The sequence below is a fragment of the Ferdinandcohnia sp. QZ13 genome (assembly GCF_031324165.1).
GTDB lineage: Bacteria > Bacillota > Bacilli > Bacillales > Bacillaceae_L > Ferdinandcohnia.
In genome coordinates this window covers 682,403-702,113 of sequence record NZ_JAVIVW010000001.1, presented here as the reverse complement: position 1 = coordinate 702,113, position 19,711 = coordinate 682,403, and the positions used below count along the sequence as shown (strand labels likewise).

Below are 19,711 nucleotides of genomic sequence, written 5' to 3'. Positions count from 1 at the left end.
AGATGATCGAAGAAGTAGTCATTTATTCGATTGCCATAGGATTTATCATAAGCGTCATTCTCTCCCCCATTTTTATCCCTTTCTTACGTAGATTAAAATTTGGACAAAGTATTCGTGAGGAAGGTCCTAAATCCCATCAAAAAAAATCGGGAACACCTACAATGGGTGGAATCATTATTTTGGTTTCGATTATACTTACGACAATTTTAGTATCGACTCGATTAGGGGAGCTGTCGGTTACAACATATTTACTATTATTTGTAACTTTGGGATACGGGGTGTTAGGTTTCTTAGATGATTTTATTAAAGTAGTACTAAAGAGGAATCTCGGTTTGACCTCTCTACAAAAATTACTTGGTCAAATCGCTATTGCTATCATTTTTTATTTTATTTTTAAACAAAATAATTTTTCAACTGCGATTTCAATTCCAGGAACAGATTTTGAGTTTGAGTTAGGAATTCTATATGTCTTCCTGTTAATTTTTTGGTTAGTTGGTTTTTCCAATGCTGTTAATTTAACGGATGGATTAGATGGATTAGTTTCAGGTACGGCTGCAATTGCGTTTGGTGCATTTGCGGTATTAGCTTGGAATCAAGCGCAATATGATGTTGCAATCTTCTGTGTGGCTGTAGTCGGTGCAGTTCTTGGGTTCCTTGTATTTAATGCAAACCCAGCTAAAGTATTCATGGGTGATACAGGTTCACTTGCACTTGGTGGTGCGATTGCAACAGTTGCGATTACCCTAAAGCTCGAAATCTTGCTAATCTTAATTGGCGGAGTTTTTGTAATTGAAACATTGTCTGTTATTATTCAAGTTATCTCTTTTAAAACAACGGGCAGACGTGTGTTTAGAATGAGTCCTTTACATCACCATTATGAATTAGTGGGATGGTCCGAATGGCGGGTTGTTGTAACTTTTTGGACGGTAGGACTATTGTGCGCGATTCTTGGAATTTATATCGAGGTGTGGATTTAATTGAAAAATGCAAACAAATTTTCCAACAAACATATTTTAATACTTGGTCTTGCCAAAAGCGGCTTTGCTGCAGCTAAGGTCCTTTATGATCTTGGCGCCCGCCTTACAGTTAACGACCAGAAGCCATTTGAAGAAAACGAGCCTGCACAAGAGCTTGAAAAATGGGGCATAAGGGTAGTATGTGGAGGTCATCCAATCGAAATTTTGGATGATCATTTTGACTTTATTGTTAAAAATCCGGGAATCCCTTATAGCAACCCACTTCTTGTAAAGGCAAAAGAAAAAGGAATTCCTGTCATTACGGAGGTTGAACTTGCCTATCACATTACTCCTGCAGAGTTTATTGGTATTACGGGCTCTAACGGAAAGACAACCACAACGACATTAATTTTTGAAATGTTAAAGTATGGCGAGAAATCACCTTTAATCGCTGGAAACATTGGAACAGTGGCATGTGAGGTTGCACAATCGTCGAAAAAGGAAAATATGATCGTGACTGAACTTTCCTCGTTTCAGTTAATGGGAATTGAAGATTTTGCACCGAAAATTTCGGTTTTATTAAATATATTTGATGCACATCTTGATTATCATGGAACGAAGGAAGAATACGTGAAGGCAAAGGCGAGAATCTTTGAAAATCAAACGGAAGATGATTACAGTGTGATCAATGTCGATGACAAGGATGTTGTATTTGCAGCAGAGGGTAGCCAAGGTAAGAAAATACCATTCTCTACTACGAGGGTATTACAAACGGGTGCCTATATTAAGAATCAAAGTATTTATTTTGATGAGGAAAAAATCATTGAAATTAAGGATATTGTTTTACCGGGCGTCCATAATCTTGAAAATATACTGGCTGCAGTTGCGGTTGCGAAGCTCGTTCATACACCAAATAATGCGATTACCAAAGTGTTAACAACCTTTACTGGGGTTAAGCATCGCCTACAATATGTTACCACGATTCAGAATCGCAAATTTTATAATGATTCTAAAGCAACGAATATCCTAGCAACGAAAAAGGCAATTTCCGCATTTGAACAACCGATTATATTGTTAGCTGGAGGACTTGATCGTGGTAATGAATTTGATGACCTTGTTCCTGAACTAGAACGAGTGAAAGCAATGGTACTGTTTGGTCAAACTGCGAAAAAGCTTGAACGAGCTGGGAAGCTTGCTGGAATAGAAATTATAAAACTGGTCGATAATGTTGAGGCAGCGGTAAAAGAAGCTTATACTCTTTCAAATGAAGGTGATGTCATTTTATTATCACCTGCATGCGCTAGCTGGGATCAACATAAAACATTTGAAGAAAGAGGAGACATTTTTATAAACGCCGTGCATAAGCTTAAGTAAGGGCTTGGACAATCTAGATTAATCTAGCACAAGCAGCCTAGCCCCTCGAGGTCATAAGCCAAATCACTACAGAAATCAGGATTTCCTGCGTGATTCGTCTTATGCTTATCGGGCTTGAACAGGAGGTTCTGACATCGACGTTCGCCACAGGACGTGGCGGTTTTTAGTCGATGTTCAACTTCTAAGGCGCTTGCGCTTTTTCCTTGCTCTGAATCTAGAATGTAGAGGTGTTTTGATTGTGACCCAAAGAACGACTCCGGATATTATCTTAATTATTACTACTCTTACACTTTTAGCAGTTGGATTGATCATGGTATACAGTGCCAGTGCGGTATGGGCTACATATAAATTCGATGATTCATTTTTCTTCGCTAAAAGACAGCTCCTGTTTGCGAGTGTTGGAGTCATTGCAATGTTTTTCATTATGAATGTAGATTATTGGACATGGAGGACGTGGGCAAAAGTCCTAATCATCATTTGTTTTGTATTATTGGTAGCTGTATTAATTCCTGGAATCGGAATGGAACGTAATGGATCACGAAGTTGGATCGGAGTCGGTGCATTTTCCATCCAGCCTTCAGAATTTATGAAATTAGCGATGATTGCATTTTTGGCCAAATTCCTATCTGAAAATCAAAAGAAAATTACATCCTTCAAAAAAGGTTTAATGCCCTCGCTGTCTCTTGTTTTTCTAGCATTTGGAATGATAATGTTGCAGCCAGATTTAGGTACGGGAACGGTTATGGTAGGTACATGTATTGTCATGATTTTTGTGGCAGGAGCAAGAATCTCCCACTTTGTTGGTTTGGGTCTAATCGGTGTGGTAGGGTTTGTCGCCTTAATTTTATCAGCCCCATACCGAATTAAACGAATTACCTCCTTTTTAGATCCGTGGGAAGATCCGTTGGGAACGGGGTTTCAAATTATTCAATCCCTTTACGCAATTGGTCCGGGTGGTTTATTCGGTTTAGGTCTAGGACAAAGTAGGCAGAAGTTCTTTTATTTACCAGAACCACAAACTGACTTTATTTTCGCTATCTTAGCCGAAGAATTGGGTTTTATCGGTGGTTCGTTTGTCATCATATTATTTAGTATTCTACTATGGAGAGGCGTACGAATTGCTTTAGGTGCACCTGATTTATATGGAAGTTTTCTGGGGATTGGAATTATTGGAATGATTGCAATCCAGGTTATTATTAATATAGGAGTTGTAACAGGTCTAATGCCGGTAACTGGAATTACCCTTCCATTCTTAAGCTACGGGGGTTCATCCTTAACCTTAATGCTCATGGCAGTCGGTGTCCTTTTAAATATTAGCAGGTATTCAAGGTATTAACCCAAAAACACATGAATATATGTTATACTATAAAATGGTTTAACCCTGTTTACATGAACAGGGTTAAACTGCTTTTAACTTAATTCAGTCTGATTCAAACCTCGACTGAATTAAGTTAATGCCTTCGGCGGATGCCACGATTTTTTTAATTGAACTTTTTCGAGCAGTAGGATCAAAGACTAAAAACGCCACTTCCTGTGGCAACGTCTTTATAACCCACTTCCTGTGGGCCTAAAAATCGGGCGAAAATACGCCAAGGCGCATTTGATTAATTAAACTTCCAAACGGGAGGAAATGAACCTTGAAGATTGTAGTGAGTGGTGGAGGTACAGGAGGTCATATTTATCCTGCACTTGCCTTAATTAAAGAAATAAAAAAGCTAAACCCTTCAGCTGAATTTCTATATATCGGTACTGAAAAAGGGTTAGAAAGTGGAATTGTGGTTCGTGAGGGGATCCCTTTTAAAACGATTCATATCACAGGTTTTAAACGAAAGCTGTCCTTTGATAACATTAAAACGGTCGCTCGTTTTTTAAAAGGAGTAAGTGACAGCAAAAAAATAATCAAGGATTTCAAACCAGATGTGGTAATTGGTACAGGCGGTTACGTTTGTGGCCCCGTTGTATATGCAGCATCAAAATTACATATCGCAACAATTATTCATGAACAAAATAGTATTCCAGGGCTTACCAATAAATTTTTAAGCCGCTATGTTGATAAAGTGGCAATATGCTTTGAAGAAGCTGGAGACTTCTTTCCTAAGGAAAAGGTCGTTCTGACAGGAAATCCACGGGCTTCTGAAGTCATTGGCAAGGATGGTCAAGCTGGCAGAGAATCTGTTGGTCTCAACGGCTCGAAAAAGTCCGTTTTATTAGTGGGAGGAAGTAGAGGAGCGAGACCGTTAAATGATGCTTTTTTACATGCTTTATCTGATGTGAAAGAAAAGGATTATCAATTCCTCTATGTAACTGGTGAGGTTCATTATGAAAATGTAATTAATCAGGTAGAAGCAGTTGGAAATCCTGACAATGTCATCATTAAGCCGTTTATTCACAATATGCCAGAGGTTTTAGCGGGTGTAGACCTTGTTGTTGCCCGCGCAGGTGCGACAACATTGGCTGAGTTAACTGCTCTAGGTCTGCCAAGTATTTTGGTGCCAAGTCCATATGTGACAAACAACCACCAAGAGAAAAATGCGAGATCATTAAGTGATAAAGGGGCTGCGATTTTACGACTTGAAAAGGATTTAACAGGCCCTCAGCTTATTAAGGACATTGACTCAATTCTTTTAAATCAAATCAAACTAGAGGAAATGAAAAAAGCATCCTCTCAAATAGGTATACCAGATGCCGCAAGACGGTTGTACAATGTAATGAAGGAATTAATATAGAAAAGACGTCTTTGTTCACGAGTAAAAATTCTGTAGCTAGATAGTTTCTAGCTTTGGGTGCATTACGCTTTTCTATAATAGGCAAATGTACCATGAAGCACACGTGGAGCATATAGTACATTATGTTTTGTTCCAAGTGAAATGCTGATAAAGGAGGTTAATATGGACAATATTGTAAAGGAACTTCAAGAGGCAAGTGTCGGCAAGGTTTTAGTGAATGAACCTTTATCAAAGCATACAACAATTAAGATAGGTGGTCCGGCTGACTTATTCATCGAACCCGATAGTGTTGAATCATTAAAAAAGACGCTTGAAATTATTAAAAAGCATGGTATCAAGTGGCGAGCAATCGGTAGGGGATCAAATCTCCTCGTATCTGATAATGGGATTGAGGGTGCTGTCATTAAAATGGGCAATGGCCTTAACCATATGGAACTTGATGGTACCACACTTACTGTTGGTGCTGGATATTCAATTGTAAGTCTGGCTGTACAAATTGCAAGAAAAGGATTATCGGGACTTGAGTTTTCAAGCGGGATCCCTGGTTCGATCGGCGGAGCTGTTTATATGAATGCCGGGGCACATGGTTCTGATGTATCTAAAGTTTTAACAAAGGCTCATATATTATTTGATGATGGTACCTTTGAATGGCTATCAAACGAGGAAATGGAATATTCATACCGCACCTCCATACTTCAAAAAAAGCGACCAGGGATTGTGGTTGAAGCTACATTTCAATTAACGGAAGGGGATAAAGCAGAAATCTCGGCTGTTATGAAGAAAAATAAAGAGTATCGAAGAGATACGCAACCATGGGATCTTCCATGCGCAGGAAGCATTTTCCGTAATCCACTTCCAAATTATGCTGGACAATTAGTTGAAAAATCAGGCTTGAAAGGTCATTCTATCGGTGGGGCCAAAATTTCTGAAATGCATGGGAATTTTATTGTCAATGCTGGTAATGCAAAAGCTCAGGATGTTCTAGACCTAATTGAATTTGTAAAAGAGAAAATCTATACTTTACATGGTGTGCGAATGGAAACGGAAGTTGAAATAATTGGTCGAATCTAGACAGTTTCTACACCCATTTCTTAGGAAAATATGATATAATACAATAACATGTATGTGTTACTGTACTGGTGAATAAACGGCATGTATACATGCCGTTTATTCTTTCGTTCTACGCATTTTTTTATAACTGGAATAATGACTGATTAAACATACATACGTTTGTATTTTAAGTGGCTTTCATAGAGCGGGGTGAATATTATTTGGCGAAGCAAAAGGTTGTTACAATAGAAGACCGGATTCCAAAGCTTAAGCAAAGGAGAAAACAAAAGGCTAATCGACGACTGATTATGTATATTACGTTTTTCTTTTTTTTGCTTTCAGGAATACTTTATTTCCAATCTCCTTTTAGTAAAATTGGCGAAATCAACATTACAGGCAACCAAAATATCTCATCCGATCAAATTTTAAAATTAAGTAAATTACAAGTTGGGACGAGCTTTTGGAAAGTCGATAAGGATATAGTAATCCAAAATATAAAAAAACACCCTGAAATTAAGGAAGTATCGATTGAAAAAAGACTACCAAATCATATTAAGTTAAATGTTAGCGAATTGAAAAGGGTAGGATATATAAGTGGGTCAAGTACTTTTTATCCAATTCTTGAAAATGGTGAAATTATTGAAAAACCAGAGGAGTTCGGTTCAAAGGCAATTCCAGTGGATGCACCCATCTTAGTTGACTGGAAGGATGAAGCCTTAACTTTGCTCGCAAAGGAACTTAATAAAGTTCAACCGTCCATTTCGAAGCTGATTTCTGAAATTCATCATACCCCCACAGAATATGATCCTCTACAGATGACATTGTATATGATTGATGGGTATGAGGTAAAAGCAACGGTAAGGAATTTTGCGAAAAATATTACAGCTTATCCAACGATCATTAGTGAATTGGATCCTTCTCTTAATGGTTATATTGAGCTAGATGTTGTACCAACTTTTATTCCATACGAATACGAGAACACCAATGAAGATGAGGAGATGGTAACAGGTGAAGGTGAAGGGTAAGCACGTTATTCTCTCATTTGTTTGCTTAGTCCTAGGCTTTATGATTTCATTCTCGTACCAATTTACAAAGGAACAATTGGAATCTAATCAGGTAACTGAACAACAATGGAATGAAGAAGCTAAAATTCGAACAGAGTTGAACGAACAAAATGAAAAAAATAATGAACTTCAATTAAAGTTGATCGAAAAGCAAAATCAAATTAAAGCCATAGAAGAAGAGCTCGCAAAAGAAGAACAGGAACAGATTTATTTCAATCTCGTCGAGGAAGTAGAAAAGTACCGAATGGTTGTAGGTGAGATTGGTGTAAAAGGTCCAGGAGTTGTCGTTACGCTTGAAGATGCCTCTTACGTTCCGTCGGGACAAGATGTGAACAATTATTTAGTTCATGAGAGTCATTTATTCAAGGTTATTAATGAACTTTATGTATCTGGTGCCCAAGCTGTTTCTGTTAATGGTAAACGACTTAGTCATGATTCTTATATTTACTGTAACGGACCTGTTGTTGTCGTCGATGGTGCACCTTTTCCAGCTCCATTTGTAATTTCAGCAATCGGTGACCCAAATGTACTGGTGCCTGCCTTAAATATGAATGGAGGAATCACTGACCAATTAATACAGGATAATATTGTCGTGAAAATCGAGAACAAGGCACAAATTGAAATGGATCCATTAATTAACGCGAAATAGGTGGTTTTATTGGACAAAAAAACAGGCATTAGCTTCACGGTCATTACGTGTATAATAGGGTTTATGGTTGCTGTCCAATTTCAAACCATTAAAGAACCTGAAGTGCGTGATACCCGTGATTTATGGGAATTACGAGAGGATTTAAAACAATCCCAAGAATTATATACGGAGCTTTTGACAAAAATTTATACATATGAGGCGAAGGTAGAGCAATACGAAAGTCAACGTGATGATAGTAAAATAACGATTTTACAGGATACCCTTGATGAGTTAAAGAAAGAGGCTGGACTAACAGAAGTTTCAGGTCCAGGAATCACGATAACTGTTGAGCAGTCGTTCAATGAAGTTGGAAAACAAGCAACAGCCATCACCCCTAGCTTGTTAAGGTGGTTGATAAATGAATTAAATTCTTATCAAGCAAAGGCGATTTCAATTGATGGTCACAGAATAATTGCCACCACAGTGATTCGGGAAATTCAGGGAAGACCTAAAATCGATTCATATTCAATTAGTCCATTGCCAATTGAAATAAAAGTCATTGCCGATGATGCAGAACGACTTTACAACAAGTTAAAAGCATCGGAAGCGGAGCGTCAGTTTTTCATTGATAATTTGCGCTTGAAAATTTCAAAGCCAAGTAAAGTCGTAACAATACCTGCGTATGACGACCCAATTAGGATTACAGAAATGCAGCCTAATATGGAACCAGATAAAAAGTGATAAAGGTGGAACATAGATATGTGGCTCCCAATCTTCGGTCTAATAGTCGGAATCATTCTCGGACTGTTATCGGAATTTAAGATTCCGGCAGAGTATTCAAATTATTTATCAATTGCAGTATTAGCGGCACTTGATACATTATTCGGTGGCATCCGTGCACACCTGCAAAATATTTATGATCAGTCCGTCTTTGTTTCTGGTTTCTTTTTTAATATTTTATTAGCAGCAAGTTTAGCTTTTCTAGGTGTACATCTTGGTGTAGACTTGTATTTGGTAGCCGTTTTTGCATTCGGAGTAAGGTTATTCCAAAATATTGCGGTTATCAGACGAATAATTTTATCCAAATGGAGCCTTTCTCGTGATAAAATAGAAAAAAATTGATTTTTTATAAAGGGAAAATCCCTATGATTGTTGAATATTTTTCATATGTGTAAATTCATATGAAAATAGCAGTTGTTGTTCGAAATCATATGTAAAATGTGTTTATGTAAAAAAAGGAGGTGCCACAGAATGAACAGCAATGAAATATGTGTTAGTCTTGACATCGGTACATCCAGTGTTAAGGTTATTATCGGTGAAATGGTTGATGATTCTCTTAACATAATAGGTGTGGGTAATGTTAAATCAGAGGGTTTGAAAAAAGGTTCAATTGTTGACATAGATGAAACCGTTCATTCTATTAAAAAGGCAGTTGAGCAAGCAGAAAGAATGGTAGGCATTTCTATTAATCAGGTAGTCGTATCTGTTCCTGCAATTAATGTACAGTTACAGGATGCCCACGGTGTTGTGGCAGTTTCTACTGAATCCCGTCAAAATCGTGAAATTAGCAATGAAGATGTCCTACGTGTAATCGATGCCGCACAATTTATTTCTCTCCCACCAGAAAGAGAAATTATTGATATGATTCCTAATCAGTTTATCGTAGATGGATATGATGAAATTAGTGATCCACGTGGTATGTTAGGTGTTCGACTTGAAGTGGAAGGTACGATTATTACAACTTCACGTACTATCTTACATAACCTGCTTCGTTGTGTAGAAAAAGCAGGACTTGATATCGCAGCAATTTCTTTACAACCTCTTGCATCAGGTTCAATCTCATTATCTGATGACGAGAAAAATCTAGGTGTTGCTCTCGTTGATATTGGTGGAGGTTCTACGACCGTTGCTCTTTTCAATCATGGTTATTTGAAAGCAACAAGTGTTCTTCCTGTTGGTGGAGACCATATTACAAAAGATTTAGCAATTGGATTGCGAACTTCTACTGAAGATGCAGAGAAAATTAAAATTAAACATGGACATGCCTTCTATGATGATGCTTCTGATGAAGAAGTATTCAATGTTTCAATTATCGGCAGTGATCAACAAGAACAATTTACCCAATTACAAATTTCTGAAATCATCGAAGCAAGATTAGAAGAAATTTTACTTTTAGTTCAAAAGGAAATTAAGAAAATGGGTGTAGGAGATCTTCCTGGTGGCTTTGTTCTTACAGGTGGAGTAGTAAATATGCCTGGAGTATTAGAGCTATCTCAACTTGTATTACGTAGTAATGTTAGAATTGCAAAGCCTGACTATATTGGAGTTAGAGAACCTCAATATTCAACAGGTGTAGGTCTATTGCAGTTCGCTTATGAACAAGCAAGAGTTCAAGGAAGAAAAATTAGTACGACGGTTAAAGTGGAAAATACGGAGAAAAGACCGTCAAGACAGCCTCAAGCGAAAAGTCATCCTAAAAACTCAAAAGAAGAACAAAATATTGGGAATAAGGTTAAGAGGTTTTTTGGTCTCTTCTTTGAATAACACACAGTTACAAGAGTAGTATATTTGCAAATTAGGAGGATCTTATAATGTTAGAGTTTGATACAAATGTTGATCAATTAGCTACAATAAAGGTAATAGGTGTAGGTGGCGGTGGGAATAACGCGGTTAACCGAATGATTGAACACGGTGTTCAAGGTGTGGAGTTTATCGCAGTTAATACCGACGCTCAAGCTTTAAATCTTTCAAAAGCGGAAATAAAAATGCAAATCGGTGGGAAATTAACCCGTGGATTAGGCGCTGGAGCAAATCCAGAAGTTGGTAAAAAAGCTGCAGAAGAAAGCAGAGAACAAATCGAAGAAGCTCTTAAAGGAGCAGATATGGTATTCGTAACAGCTGGTATGGGCGGTGGAACAGGTACAGGTGCTGCACCTGTGATTGCACAAATTTCAAAAGATTTAGGTGCCCTTACAGTAGGTGTGGTAACAAGACCGTTCACCTTCGAAGGTAGAAAGCGTCAAACACAAGCAGCTGGTGGAATCTCTGCAATGAAAGAATCAGTAGACACTTTAATCGTCATTCCAAATGATCGTCTTCTTGAAATTGTGGATAAAAATACACCTATGCTTGAGGCTTTCCGTGAGGCTGATAATGTATTACGTCAGGGTGTACAAGGTATTTCTGATTTAATCGCTGTTCCTGGATTAATCAACCTAGACTTTGCTGACGTAAAAACAATTATGTCTAATAAAGGTTCTGCACTTATGGGGATCGGTGTTGCAACAGGTGAGAACCGTGCTGCAGAAGCAGCTAAAAAGGCGATTTCAAGTCCATTACTTGAAACATCTATTGATGGTGCACAAGGTGTCCTTATGAACATCACTGGTGGAACCAATTTAAGTCTTTATGAAGTTCAAGAGGCTGCCGATATTGTTGCATCAGCTTCAGATCAAGAAGTGAACATGATTTTTGGATCTGTTATTAATGAAAACTTAAAAGAAGAAATTGTTGTTACTGTGATTGCTACAGGCTTTAAAGAGACTGAACTAGACCCAACGCGTCCATCACGTCCATCTTTTGGTGCTAAACCACAACCACAGGTTCAGGCTGCACCAAGAAGAGAAGTGAAGCGTGAGGAGCCAGTACAAGAAGTAAATACACGTGGCGCAGTTCATGTTGAAGATGAAATCGATGTACCAACATTCCTACGTAACCGTAAAAGAAGAGGTTAAAAAGAAAAGCTTAATGTTTCCGTATATCGGCGACAAGCAAAAGAACAGCGCTGACAGAAGGCGCTCTATGCCTTCAGAAGCGATGGGCTTTTGACCTCGAGCTGATGGCACCTGGAGCTAGACCATTCAAGATTCTTTAAATATAAAGTAAAGGCATTTGACAACAAGATTGTCGAATGCCTTTTTTATGGTCTAGAAGTTTATTTAAAATTTATCGTTAGTCGATGTTCCAATTTTAAGGCGCTTGCGCTTTTTTTTATTTTTCCCTCGTTTTATTCCATCCTATCTTCATTCACAGGCGAACTGACAAAATAAGATCTAATCTTTCAAAATTTCTCTTTTATTATCGGCATGAAGTGACAGACTCCATATAAGATGTACTATATACTATTTTTTAAGCTAACTAGTTTACGTAAATTGCGTTCGAAAAAGAGCAGTGACTATTGGTGAAAGGAGAAATAGGTTGTCCATTTATTTAGATGTAATCTGGTTATTAAACTTTTTCTTTGACGCCTTGTTGTTACTTTTAACAGCGCTAATACTTAAGCGTAAAATTGTCAAATGGCGAATCTTAGTAGGTGCTTTTATCGGATCTTTAGTAGTCCTGATAGTGGTTTCTCCTTTTGCGGCAATCGGGTCACATCCTCTTACAAAACTACTCTTTTCAATCGCAATCGTAGGAGTTGCTTTTGGTTATAAACGATTCCGATATTTTATACAGGGGCTATTAACCTTTTATTTTGCTACTTTCATGATTGGAGGTGGAATGATAGGGGTCCATTATTTCTTAGAATTTGATGTTCAAGTATTTGATGGTACAATCCTGACGCAATCTAGAGGTTTTGGTAATCCAATTAGTTGGGGATTTGTATTAATAGGGTTTCCTCTCTTATGGTATTTTTCTAAAAATAGAATAGCTGACATCGAAACGAAACAAGTTTTCTATGACCAGATAGTCGACGTGAAGCTTGAAATAGATGATGTTACCCTGAACTTAAAAGGTTTGGTTGACAGTGGAAATCAATTATTTGATCCGATTACAAAAAGCCCGGTTATGATTTTAGATACGACGAAATATGAAGAGCTATTTCCTAAATCATTAATCGAACAGTCTAAAAATATCGAGTTATTAACAAATGATACTTCAACTGAATCCCATAAATGGGAAAGTAGGGTAAGGCTTATTCCATATCGGGGCGTTGGACAAGAGCACCAATTTTTACTCGCAATTAAACCAGACCAAATAACAATTTTTCATGGAAATGAAGAAAATATCGTGAAAAAAGGCCTTGTTGCATTTAACCATACAACATTGTCCACAGATGGCGAATATGATTGTATTGTCCATCCGAAAATGCTTATATCATCCTCCATTAAGTCAGCTTCATGATGGGGAAAAAGAACGATTAGATTCCTATAAATATCATACTCACACTTTTTACAAATTAGAAGGGAGAACTTACCTGTGGCTAAATTAAAATTAAAACTTACATATTGGTGGTATAAACTTTTAATAAAATTAGGCTTAAAAACGGATGAGATCTATTATATTGGAGGGAGTGAAGCATTGCCACCGCCATTATCCAAGGATGAGGAAGAAGTCCTATTAAATAAACTTCCAAGTGGTGATAAGGCGGCAAGGTCAATCTTAATTGAAAGAAATTTAAGACTCGTGGTATACATTGCTCGAAAATTTGAGAATACCGGAATTAATATTGAGGATTTAATTAGCATCGGAACAATTGGTTTAATTAAGGCAGTGAATACATTTAATCCTGAAAAGAAAATTAAACTCGCTACGTATGCTTCAAGATGTATTGAAAACGAAATTTTGATGTATTTACGGCGTAATAATAAAATTAGGTCCGAGGTATCATTCGATGAACCATTAAATATTGATTGGGATGGCAATGAATTATTACTATCTGATGTTCTAGGAACAGAGGAAGACATCATTACCAAGGATCTGGAAGCAAACGTTGATCGCAAACTATTAGTAAAAGCTCTCCATCAACTTAATGATCGTGAGAAACAAATTATGGAGCTTCGTTTCGGACTAATTGGTGGTGAGGAGAAGACACAAAAAGACGTTGCAGATATGCTTGGAATTTCCCAGTCCTATATTTCAAGATTAGAAAAGCGAATCATAAAACGTCTGCGTAAAGAATTTAATAAAATGGTGTAAAAAAATTTTATTATACTTTGTAGTAGTTGATGTTTCTGTTTTTTTCCACCTGTTTTGGAAATAGGTGTGAATTCAAAATGCATATTTTTCCCTCTAACGGAGATACTTAACTTTGTACAGCAACTCCTGTTAGGAGGGAAAGAATTGACTCGAAATAAAGTAGAAATTTGTGGTGTTGATACTTCAAAGCTTCCAGTATTAAAAAATGAAGAGATGCGGGAATTATTTAGACAAATGCAAAGTGGGAATGATTTGTCAGCCCGCGATAAGCTTGTAAATGGTAATTTACGACTTGTCCTCAGTGTCATTCAACGTTTCAACAACAGAGGAGAATTTGTAGATGATTTATTTCAAGTGGGCTGTATCGGCCTTATGAAATCAATCGATAATTTTGACCTCAGTCAAAACGTAAAATTCTCCACCTATGCAGTTCCGATGATCATCGGTGAAATTCGGCGCTATTTACGAGACAACAATCCTATCAGGGTATCGCGCTCACTGCGGGATATTGCCTATAAGGCATTGCAGGTAAGAGAGCGTTTAATGAGTGAAACCTCGAGGGAACCCACAGCAGAAGAAATCGCAAAGGTCCTAGAAGTGCCACACGAAGAAATCGTCTTTGCACTTGATGCCATTCAAGACCCTGTATCATTATTTGAACCAATCTATAATGATGGCGGAGATCCTATTTATGTGGTGGACCAATTAAGTGATGAGCGAAATCGAGATTCAAATTGGATTGAAGAGATTGCTTTAAAAGAAGGTATGAGACGATTAAATGATCGTGAGAAACTAATCCTTCGGAAACGATTTTTTCAAGGAAAAACACAAATGGAGGTTGCTGAAGAAATCGGAATCTCTCAAGCCCAAGTTTCACGTCTTGAAAAAGCAGCCATTAAACAAATGAATAAGAATATCCAAAATTAATAATGGGGTGTAACCCATTTTGTGGACAAGTAATCGTCCAAAAGAAATAAAATAACTAGACATTCGTATCATTCGAATGTCTCAGAGTATAGACAAAGTCAGTATTGACTTTGTCTACACGTTTTTTTACAGGATATCTAGATGTAAATTACTTTCCCCAGACTGTCTTGAAAACGCTTGTCAGACAAGGCGCACAGCCGATCGAAGACGCGAATAGAAGTTGCCTTCATGAGCGGACGAGAGAGGCAAGCAACGAAGTATGCGAGCGTTTGTCAACAGTCTGAGACATTCGTATCATTCGAATGTCTTTTTTTACGTTGGGGTTCTAACGTCTTCTACTCTCTCTATTTTTATCACATAAAACCCACTGAGACAGTCATATAGTTACTATAAGGAGGCGGGGGATATGGTTAAAATTTCTGATTTTCAGGCAAAGGATGTTGTAAGTGTTGTTGATGGAAAAAGACTTGGCAATATTGGGGATATTGATATTAACCTAACAACTGGTAAAATCGATGCCATTGTTATTGGCGGCTATGGAAAAGTATTAGGTTTATTTGGTCGTGATGATGAGGTTGTAATTCCTTGGAGAAATATAATTAAAGTCGGCAAGGATGTTATTTTAGTTAGAACACAAAATAATATTGAATAAACACGGCTAAATTTTGACATTTTTCCTAACATATTCTCCTTTCTTTTGCTAAGATGTGATAAAATAGGCAGGAGAAGGGTTCATTTTTCGAAAAAAATAAACTATTGTCAACCTATTATGTATTGGTTTGAAAATATGTATAAAGGATGTTGTTATGAAGCTTGAACCATTTATTGAGGATACGAAACAGGTTTTAATGGCCCGAGCTTGGAGCAAGTACTCAGAAAAGCTCGTTGTTGGGTCTTCAACCAAAAATGGAGGAGTAAGTGAAGAACAATTTGAATCCTTAAATCTGGGGCTGCATGTACATGATAAATCCGACTCTGTTATCTCAAATCGGAAAAAGCTTGCAGACATTCTTCATTTTCCGCTAGAATCCTGGGTATGCTCTGAACAAACACATAAAAATAAAATTGTTAAGGTCACTAAAAAGGATCTCGGTGCAGGGGTTTTTACATATGAGGAAGGCATCAAAGATACTGATGGATTATATACCGATGAGAAAAATATTCTGTTAACCCTTTGCTTTGCGGACTGTGTTCCACTCTATTTTTTTGCTCCATCAAAACAACTGATCGGAATTGCGCATGCGGGCTGGAAGGGAACTGTTCAGGATATTGCAGGTGAGATGGTTCGGGCTTGGAGCGTAGAAGATGTCAATCCAACTGAAATCCAAGCTATCATTGGACCTTCTATTGGTAAATGCTGCTATATCGTTGATGATTATGTTATGAATTTCGTCAAAGATTTAGATCATGTAGATTCAAAGCCATATGAAAAAATAGATGATAATCAGTATCGATTGGAGCTAAAAGAGCTGAATTATCAATTGATGGTAAGAGCAGGAATTCCTCCTGAAAATATACAAGTTTCCTCGTATTGTACATCTTGTGAGAAACAGCTTTTCTTTTCGCATCGTAGGGATAACGGGAAAACGGGTAGAATGATGAGTTTTTTGGGGTTAAAGGAGGACTAAATTTTAAATGAGTGTGAAAGAAAATCTTTTAAACATACAAGAAAAGATTGAACAAGCATGCATGCGGTCAAACCGTTCTGCTGATGATGTTTCGATCATTGCTGTTACCAAATATGTGAGTGTTGAAACTGCCAAAGAAGCGATAGAGGCAGGAGTTCGTCATATTGGAGAAAACCGTGACGATGGTCTGATAAAGAAACTTGAGGAAATTGGAGATGAGCCGACTTGGCATTTTATTGGTTCGCTTCAAACAAGAAAAGTAAAAAACATTATTGATAAGGTGGACTACATTCATTCGCTTGACCGCATTACTTTAGCTGAGGAAATACACAAACGGGCAAGCGGGAAAATAAAATGTTTTGTACAAGTAAATGTTTCTGGAGAAGAGTCCAAACATGGAATCACACCCGAACAACTTGAGTCTTTCATAAAGGAATTAGAAAAATTCCCTTCGATTGAGATTGTTGGATTAATGACAATGGCTCCATTTATTGAAGACAAGAACATCATACGTGAATGCTTCAAAAGACTACGAAAGCTAAGAGACGATGTACAAGCCCAGGGATTCTCATATGCACCATGTACAGAGTTATCTATGGGAATGTCTAATGATTACGATATTGCAATAGAGGAAGGGGCTACCTTCATTCGAATAGGTACTTCGCTAGTTGGTAAAGAATTCTAAAAAGAGAGGTGTTATAAATGAGCATAAAGTCAAAATTTAAAAGTTTTTTTGCATTAGAAGATGAATATGATTATGAAGAGGAAGAATATTTTGAAGAGGAAGTTGAACCTACAAAGCCTACAAGATCTGCTGCAAAGCAAAATGTGGTAAGCTTGCAAAGTGTTCAAAAATCATCAAAGGTTATTTTATTCGAACCTCGCGTGTATGCAGAGGCTCAGGAAATTGCGGATCATTTAAAAAACAGACGAGCAGTTGTTGTTAACCTACAACGAGTTCAACATGATCAGGCTAAGCGAATTGTTGATTTTTTAAGTGGAACTGTATATGCAATCGGTGGAGATATTCAACGCATAGGTTCAAATATATTCTTATGTACTCCTGACAATATTGATGTCTCTGGAAATATCTCTGAGATTGTATCTAACGAAGAATACGCTGAAAAGGGGTGGTAGTCGAAAATGAGTATTATTTTCGGAATTATAGGTAATGTGATCGTACTTTACTCGTATGCACTTATCATTTATATATTAATGTCGTGGTTTCCAAATGCACGTGAATCAGGAATTGGTCAATTTTTAGCAAGAATTTGTGAACCTTATCTAGAACCTTTCCGCAGATTTATTCCGCCACTAGGGATGATTGATATTTCTCCAATCGTTGCAATCTTAGTTCTTAATTTTGCTGGTAGAGGAATTGATGCACTACAATTCATGTTTTAAGAGAAAAAAGGACCTCATATATTAGGTCCCTTTCTTATTTCAACCTGAGGTAATAGACATATGAATTTATATCAACATTTTCGAAAAGAAGAGCATGCATTCATTGATCAAGTTTTAGAATGGAAGCAGACTGTAGAGAACCAGTATAGTCCAAAGTTAACGGATTTTCTTGATCCACGTGAACAAGAAATTGTAAAACAAGTGATTGGAACAAATGGAGAAATCCTTGTTGATTTTTTTGGTGGAAAAGAAGGACTTGAACGAAAACGTGCCTTATTGTATCCAACTTATTTCGAACCGAATGAAGAAGATTATAATCTTGCCTTTTTTGAAGTGAAGTATCCAGTTAAATTTGTTACAGTCGATCATCGCAAAGTACTCGGTTCATTAATGTCTCTTGGCCTGAAACGAGCCAAGTTTGGTGATATTTTAACACAAGGTGAGCGGATTCAAATTGTAGTAGCAAAAGAGATTGGAGACTACGTTCGAATGAATCTAACTGCAGTTGGAAAAGCAACCATTTCACTTTCAGAAATAATGTCGAATGATTTACTTGAGGTAAATGAGGAATGGACAGAGCAAACCGTCACTGTTTCTTCTTTACGATTAGATGTGGTACTGTCATCCATTTTGAATTTATCCCGACAAAAAGTTCAAGTCTTAATTGAGAATGGACTTGTAAAGGTGAATTGGAAAAAAATCGAGCAAACTTCATTTGAATGTAAAGAAACGGATGTTCTTTCTGTTCGTGGGTTTGGAAGAAGTAAACTTCATTCAATTGAAGGGAAAACGAAAAAGGAAAAATGGAGAATTATTGTTGGAAGACAAAAATAATTGAAAAGAATGCAGGAATTTCTTCTTTTTTGTCGAAATGTAAAGTATCATACATATAGGTAATGATTTCTAATTTTAATAATTTATTAATTTTTGGAGGTGGCATTCGTGCCTTTAACGCCATTAGATATTCATAATAAGGAATTTAATAAAGGTTTTCGCGGCTATGATGAGGACGAAGTAAACGAGTTTCTCGATCAGGTCATTAAAGATTATGAAATGGTTATACGTGAGAAAAAAGAACTTGAATCAAAGCTTTCAGAGCTAAATGAAAAACTAGGACATTTTACAAATATCGAAGAAACATTAAATAAATCGATTTTAATTGCTCAAGAAACAGCAGAAGATGTGAAACGCAATGCTTCAAAAGAAGCCAAGCTTATTATTAAAGAAGCAGAGAAAAATGCGGATCGTATTATAAATGAATCTTTAGCTAAATCTAGAAAGATATCAATTGAAATCGAAGAATTGAAGAAACAATCAAAAGTATTTAGAAACAGATTTAAAATGTTAATTGAAGCACAACTAGACATGCTTAATAATGATGATTGGGATCATCTCATGGAATACAATGTTGAACCAGTTTTTGCAGAATCAGAAGAAAACTAACTTCAATACTTGACTCTTCTGTTTAATACGCATATAATTTTAAAACAACTAATTAAACTTAAATATTTATAGCAGCTATGATGGGGACAGTAGTTCTTAAATCGTCTTATCAAATATTGAAAGCGAGTCAGGGATGGTGGAAGCCTGATATAAGCGTTAAGAATGAAGATCACCCCGGAGTTCGGTGCTGAACACATAAAAATGGTTTAAGGCTGTCCTTTCATCATTTCTAAGTAAGCATTTCGCGAATCATTCACGTTACGAATGTCGAGTGGACGAATAAGAAATCTTCGTCTATAAGGGTGGTACCGCGAGAGGCCTTCTCGTCCCTTTTTGGGATGAGAAGGTCTTTTTGTATTTGGCTGTTTTCGAAAACTTTCTTGTTTTTGGATATGATTGTGCGAATGGTACGAGATCCTTGAAAATGCACGCATTTTCTTCGTGCGGTGTAGTTACAAGGAAGCCTATTCAATGTCCTGCGGGAATAGCGAGCCAAGCGAGACCAATTAAAGTTCGAAGCCTAAGAGCGCCACGTCCTGTGGCAACGGCTTCGTGACCTACATCGTGTAGGCCTGAGGAGGCTTGCGTTTCG

21 protein-coding genes and 1 other annotated feature are annotated in these 19,711 nt (G+C 37.2%); all 21 genes read left to right on the top strand.

Annotation, left to right across the window (positions count from 1 at the left end; genetic code table 11):
* Window positions 1–2: 2 nt before the first annotated feature.
* The 21 genes from mraY (at window position 3) to RGU12_RS03290 (ending at window position 19,119) form a co-directional block, all read left to right on the top strand.
* Window positions 3–977: a phospho-N-acetylmuramoyl-pentapeptide-transferase gene (gene mraY / locus RGU12_RS03390; protein ID WP_309534805.1), complete on the top strand. Its 975-nt coding sequence runs from the start codon at window positions 3–5 to the stop codon at window positions 975–977.
* Window positions 978–2,330, top strand: coding sequence for a UDP-N-acetylmuramoyl-L-alanine--D-glutamate ligase (murD, locus tag RGU12_RS03385; protein ID WP_309534804.1), 1,353 nt, complete (start codon window positions 978–980; stop codon window positions 2,328–2,330).
* A gap of 235 nt (window positions 2,331–2,565) precedes the next feature.
* Complete coding sequence (spoVE, locus tag RGU12_RS03380; RefSeq protein ID WP_309536261.1) at window positions 2,566–3,666, top strand: stage V sporulation protein E; 1,101 nt, start codon at window positions 2,566–2,568, stop codon at window positions 3,664–3,666.
* Window positions 3,667–3,967: 301 nt separating this feature from the next.
* A complete protein-coding gene (gene murG, locus RGU12_RS03375; RefSeq protein ID WP_309534803.1) occupies window positions 3,968–5,056 on the top strand; it encodes an undecaprenyldiphospho-muramoylpentapeptide beta-N-acetylglucosaminyltransferase in 1,089 nt (362 codons plus the stop codon).
* A gap of 162 nt (window positions 5,057–5,218) precedes the next feature.
* A complete protein-coding gene (gene murB, locus RGU12_RS03370) occupies window positions 5,219–6,127 on the top strand; it encodes a UDP-N-acetylmuramate dehydrogenase (RefSeq protein ID WP_309534802.1) in 909 nt (302 codons plus the stop codon).
* A 200-nt stretch (window positions 6,128–6,327) separates the two neighbouring features.
* Complete coding sequence (locus tag RGU12_RS03365) at window positions 6,328–7,131, top strand: cell division protein FtsQ/DivIB (RefSeq protein ID WP_309534801.1); 804 nt, start codon at window positions 6,328–6,330, stop codon at window positions 7,129–7,131.
* Entirely contained in the window at window positions 7,115–7,819 is a 705-nt protein-coding gene (locus RGU12_RS03360; RefSeq protein WP_309534800.1) for a DUF881 domain-containing protein, read from the top strand. The genes RGU12_RS03365 and RGU12_RS03360 overlap by 17 nt, the downstream gene beginning before the upstream one ends.
* A 9-nt stretch (window positions 7,820–7,828) precedes the next feature.
* Window positions 7,829–8,539, top strand: a complete 711-nt coding sequence (locus RGU12_RS03355; RefSeq protein WP_309534799.1) for a DUF881 domain-containing protein — start codon at window positions 7,829–7,831, stop codon at window positions 8,537–8,539.
* Window positions 8,540–8,557: 18 nt separating this feature from the next.
* Window positions 8,558–8,920: a small basic family protein gene (locus RGU12_RS03350; RefSeq protein ID WP_010282644.1), complete on the top strand. Its 363-nt coding sequence runs from the start codon at window positions 8,558–8,560 to the stop codon at window positions 8,918–8,920.
* Window positions 8,921–9,049: 129 nt separating this feature from the next.
* Entirely contained in the window at window positions 9,050–10,342 is a 1,293-nt protein-coding gene (gene ftsA / locus RGU12_RS03345) for a cell division protein FtsA (RefSeq protein ID WP_309534798.1), read from the top strand.
* A gap of 47 nt (window positions 10,343–10,389) precedes the next feature.
* Window positions 10,390–11,532 carry a cell division protein FtsZ gene (gene ftsZ, locus RGU12_RS03340; RefSeq protein WP_116350661.1) on the top strand — a complete coding sequence of 381 codons (1,143 nt, stop codon included), beginning with the start codon at window positions 10,390–10,392 and terminating at the stop codon, window positions 11,530–11,532.
* A 463-nt stretch (window positions 11,533–11,995) separates the two neighbouring features.
* Window positions 11,996–12,922: a sigma-E processing peptidase SpoIIGA gene (gene spoIIGA, locus RGU12_RS03335; protein WP_309534797.1), complete on the top strand. Its 927-nt coding sequence runs from the start codon at window positions 11,996–11,998 to the stop codon at window positions 12,920–12,922.
* 75 nt (window positions 12,923–12,997) lie between these two features.
* Window positions 12,998–13,717 (top strand): RNA polymerase sporulation sigma factor SigE, encoded by a 720-nt coding sequence (gene sigE, locus RGU12_RS03330; RefSeq protein WP_057996837.1) that lies wholly within the window; start codon window positions 12,998–13,000, stop codon window positions 13,715–13,717.
* 144 nt (window positions 13,718–13,861) lie between these two features.
* Window positions 13,862–14,644, top strand: coding sequence for an RNA polymerase sporulation sigma factor SigG (gene sigG, locus RGU12_RS03325; protein WP_116350658.1), 783 nt, complete (start codon window positions 13,862–13,864; stop codon window positions 14,642–14,644).
* A gap of 406 nt (window positions 14,645–15,050) precedes the next feature.
* Window positions 15,051–15,296: a YlmC/YmxH family sporulation protein gene (locus RGU12_RS03320; RefSeq protein ID WP_309534796.1), complete on the top strand. Its 246-nt coding sequence runs from the start codon at window positions 15,051–15,053 to the stop codon at window positions 15,294–15,296.
* A gap of 154 nt (window positions 15,297–15,450) precedes the next feature.
* Window positions 15,451–16,272, top strand: coding sequence for a peptidoglycan editing factor PgeF (gene pgeF, locus RGU12_RS03315; RefSeq protein WP_309534795.1), 822 nt, complete (start codon window positions 15,451–15,453; stop codon window positions 16,270–16,272).
* A gap of 7 nt (window positions 16,273–16,279) precedes the next feature.
* A complete protein-coding gene (locus RGU12_RS03310) occupies window positions 16,280–16,957 on the top strand; it encodes a YggS family pyridoxal phosphate-dependent enzyme (protein ID WP_309534794.1) in 678 nt (225 codons plus the stop codon).
* Between the two features lie 17 nt (window positions 16,958–16,974).
* Window positions 16,975–17,409, top strand: coding sequence for a cell division protein SepF (locus RGU12_RS03305; protein WP_309534793.1), 435 nt, complete (start codon window positions 16,975–16,977; stop codon window positions 17,407–17,409).
* Between the two features lie 6 nt (window positions 17,410–17,415).
* Window positions 17,416–17,676 (top strand): YggT family protein, encoded by a 261-nt coding sequence (locus RGU12_RS03300; protein ID WP_116350653.1) that lies wholly within the window; start codon window positions 17,416–17,418, stop codon window positions 17,674–17,676.
* Between the two features lie 60 nt (window positions 17,677–17,736).
* On the top strand, window positions 17,737–18,510 hold the full coding sequence (locus RGU12_RS03295) for a YlmH family RNA-binding protein (protein WP_309534792.1): 774 nt from the start codon (window positions 17,737–17,739) through the stop codon (window positions 18,508–18,510).
* 108 nt (window positions 18,511–18,618) lie between these two features.
* Window positions 18,619–19,119 carry a DivIVA domain-containing protein gene (locus RGU12_RS03290; protein ID WP_309534791.1) on the top strand — a complete coding sequence of 167 codons (501 nt, stop codon included), beginning with the start codon at window positions 18,619–18,621 and terminating at the stop codon, window positions 19,117–19,119.
* A 68-nt stretch (window positions 19,120–19,187) separates the two neighbouring features.
* Window positions 19,188–19,453 (top strand) — a binding site (T-box leader).
* Window positions 19,454–19,711 lie beyond the last annotated feature (258 nt).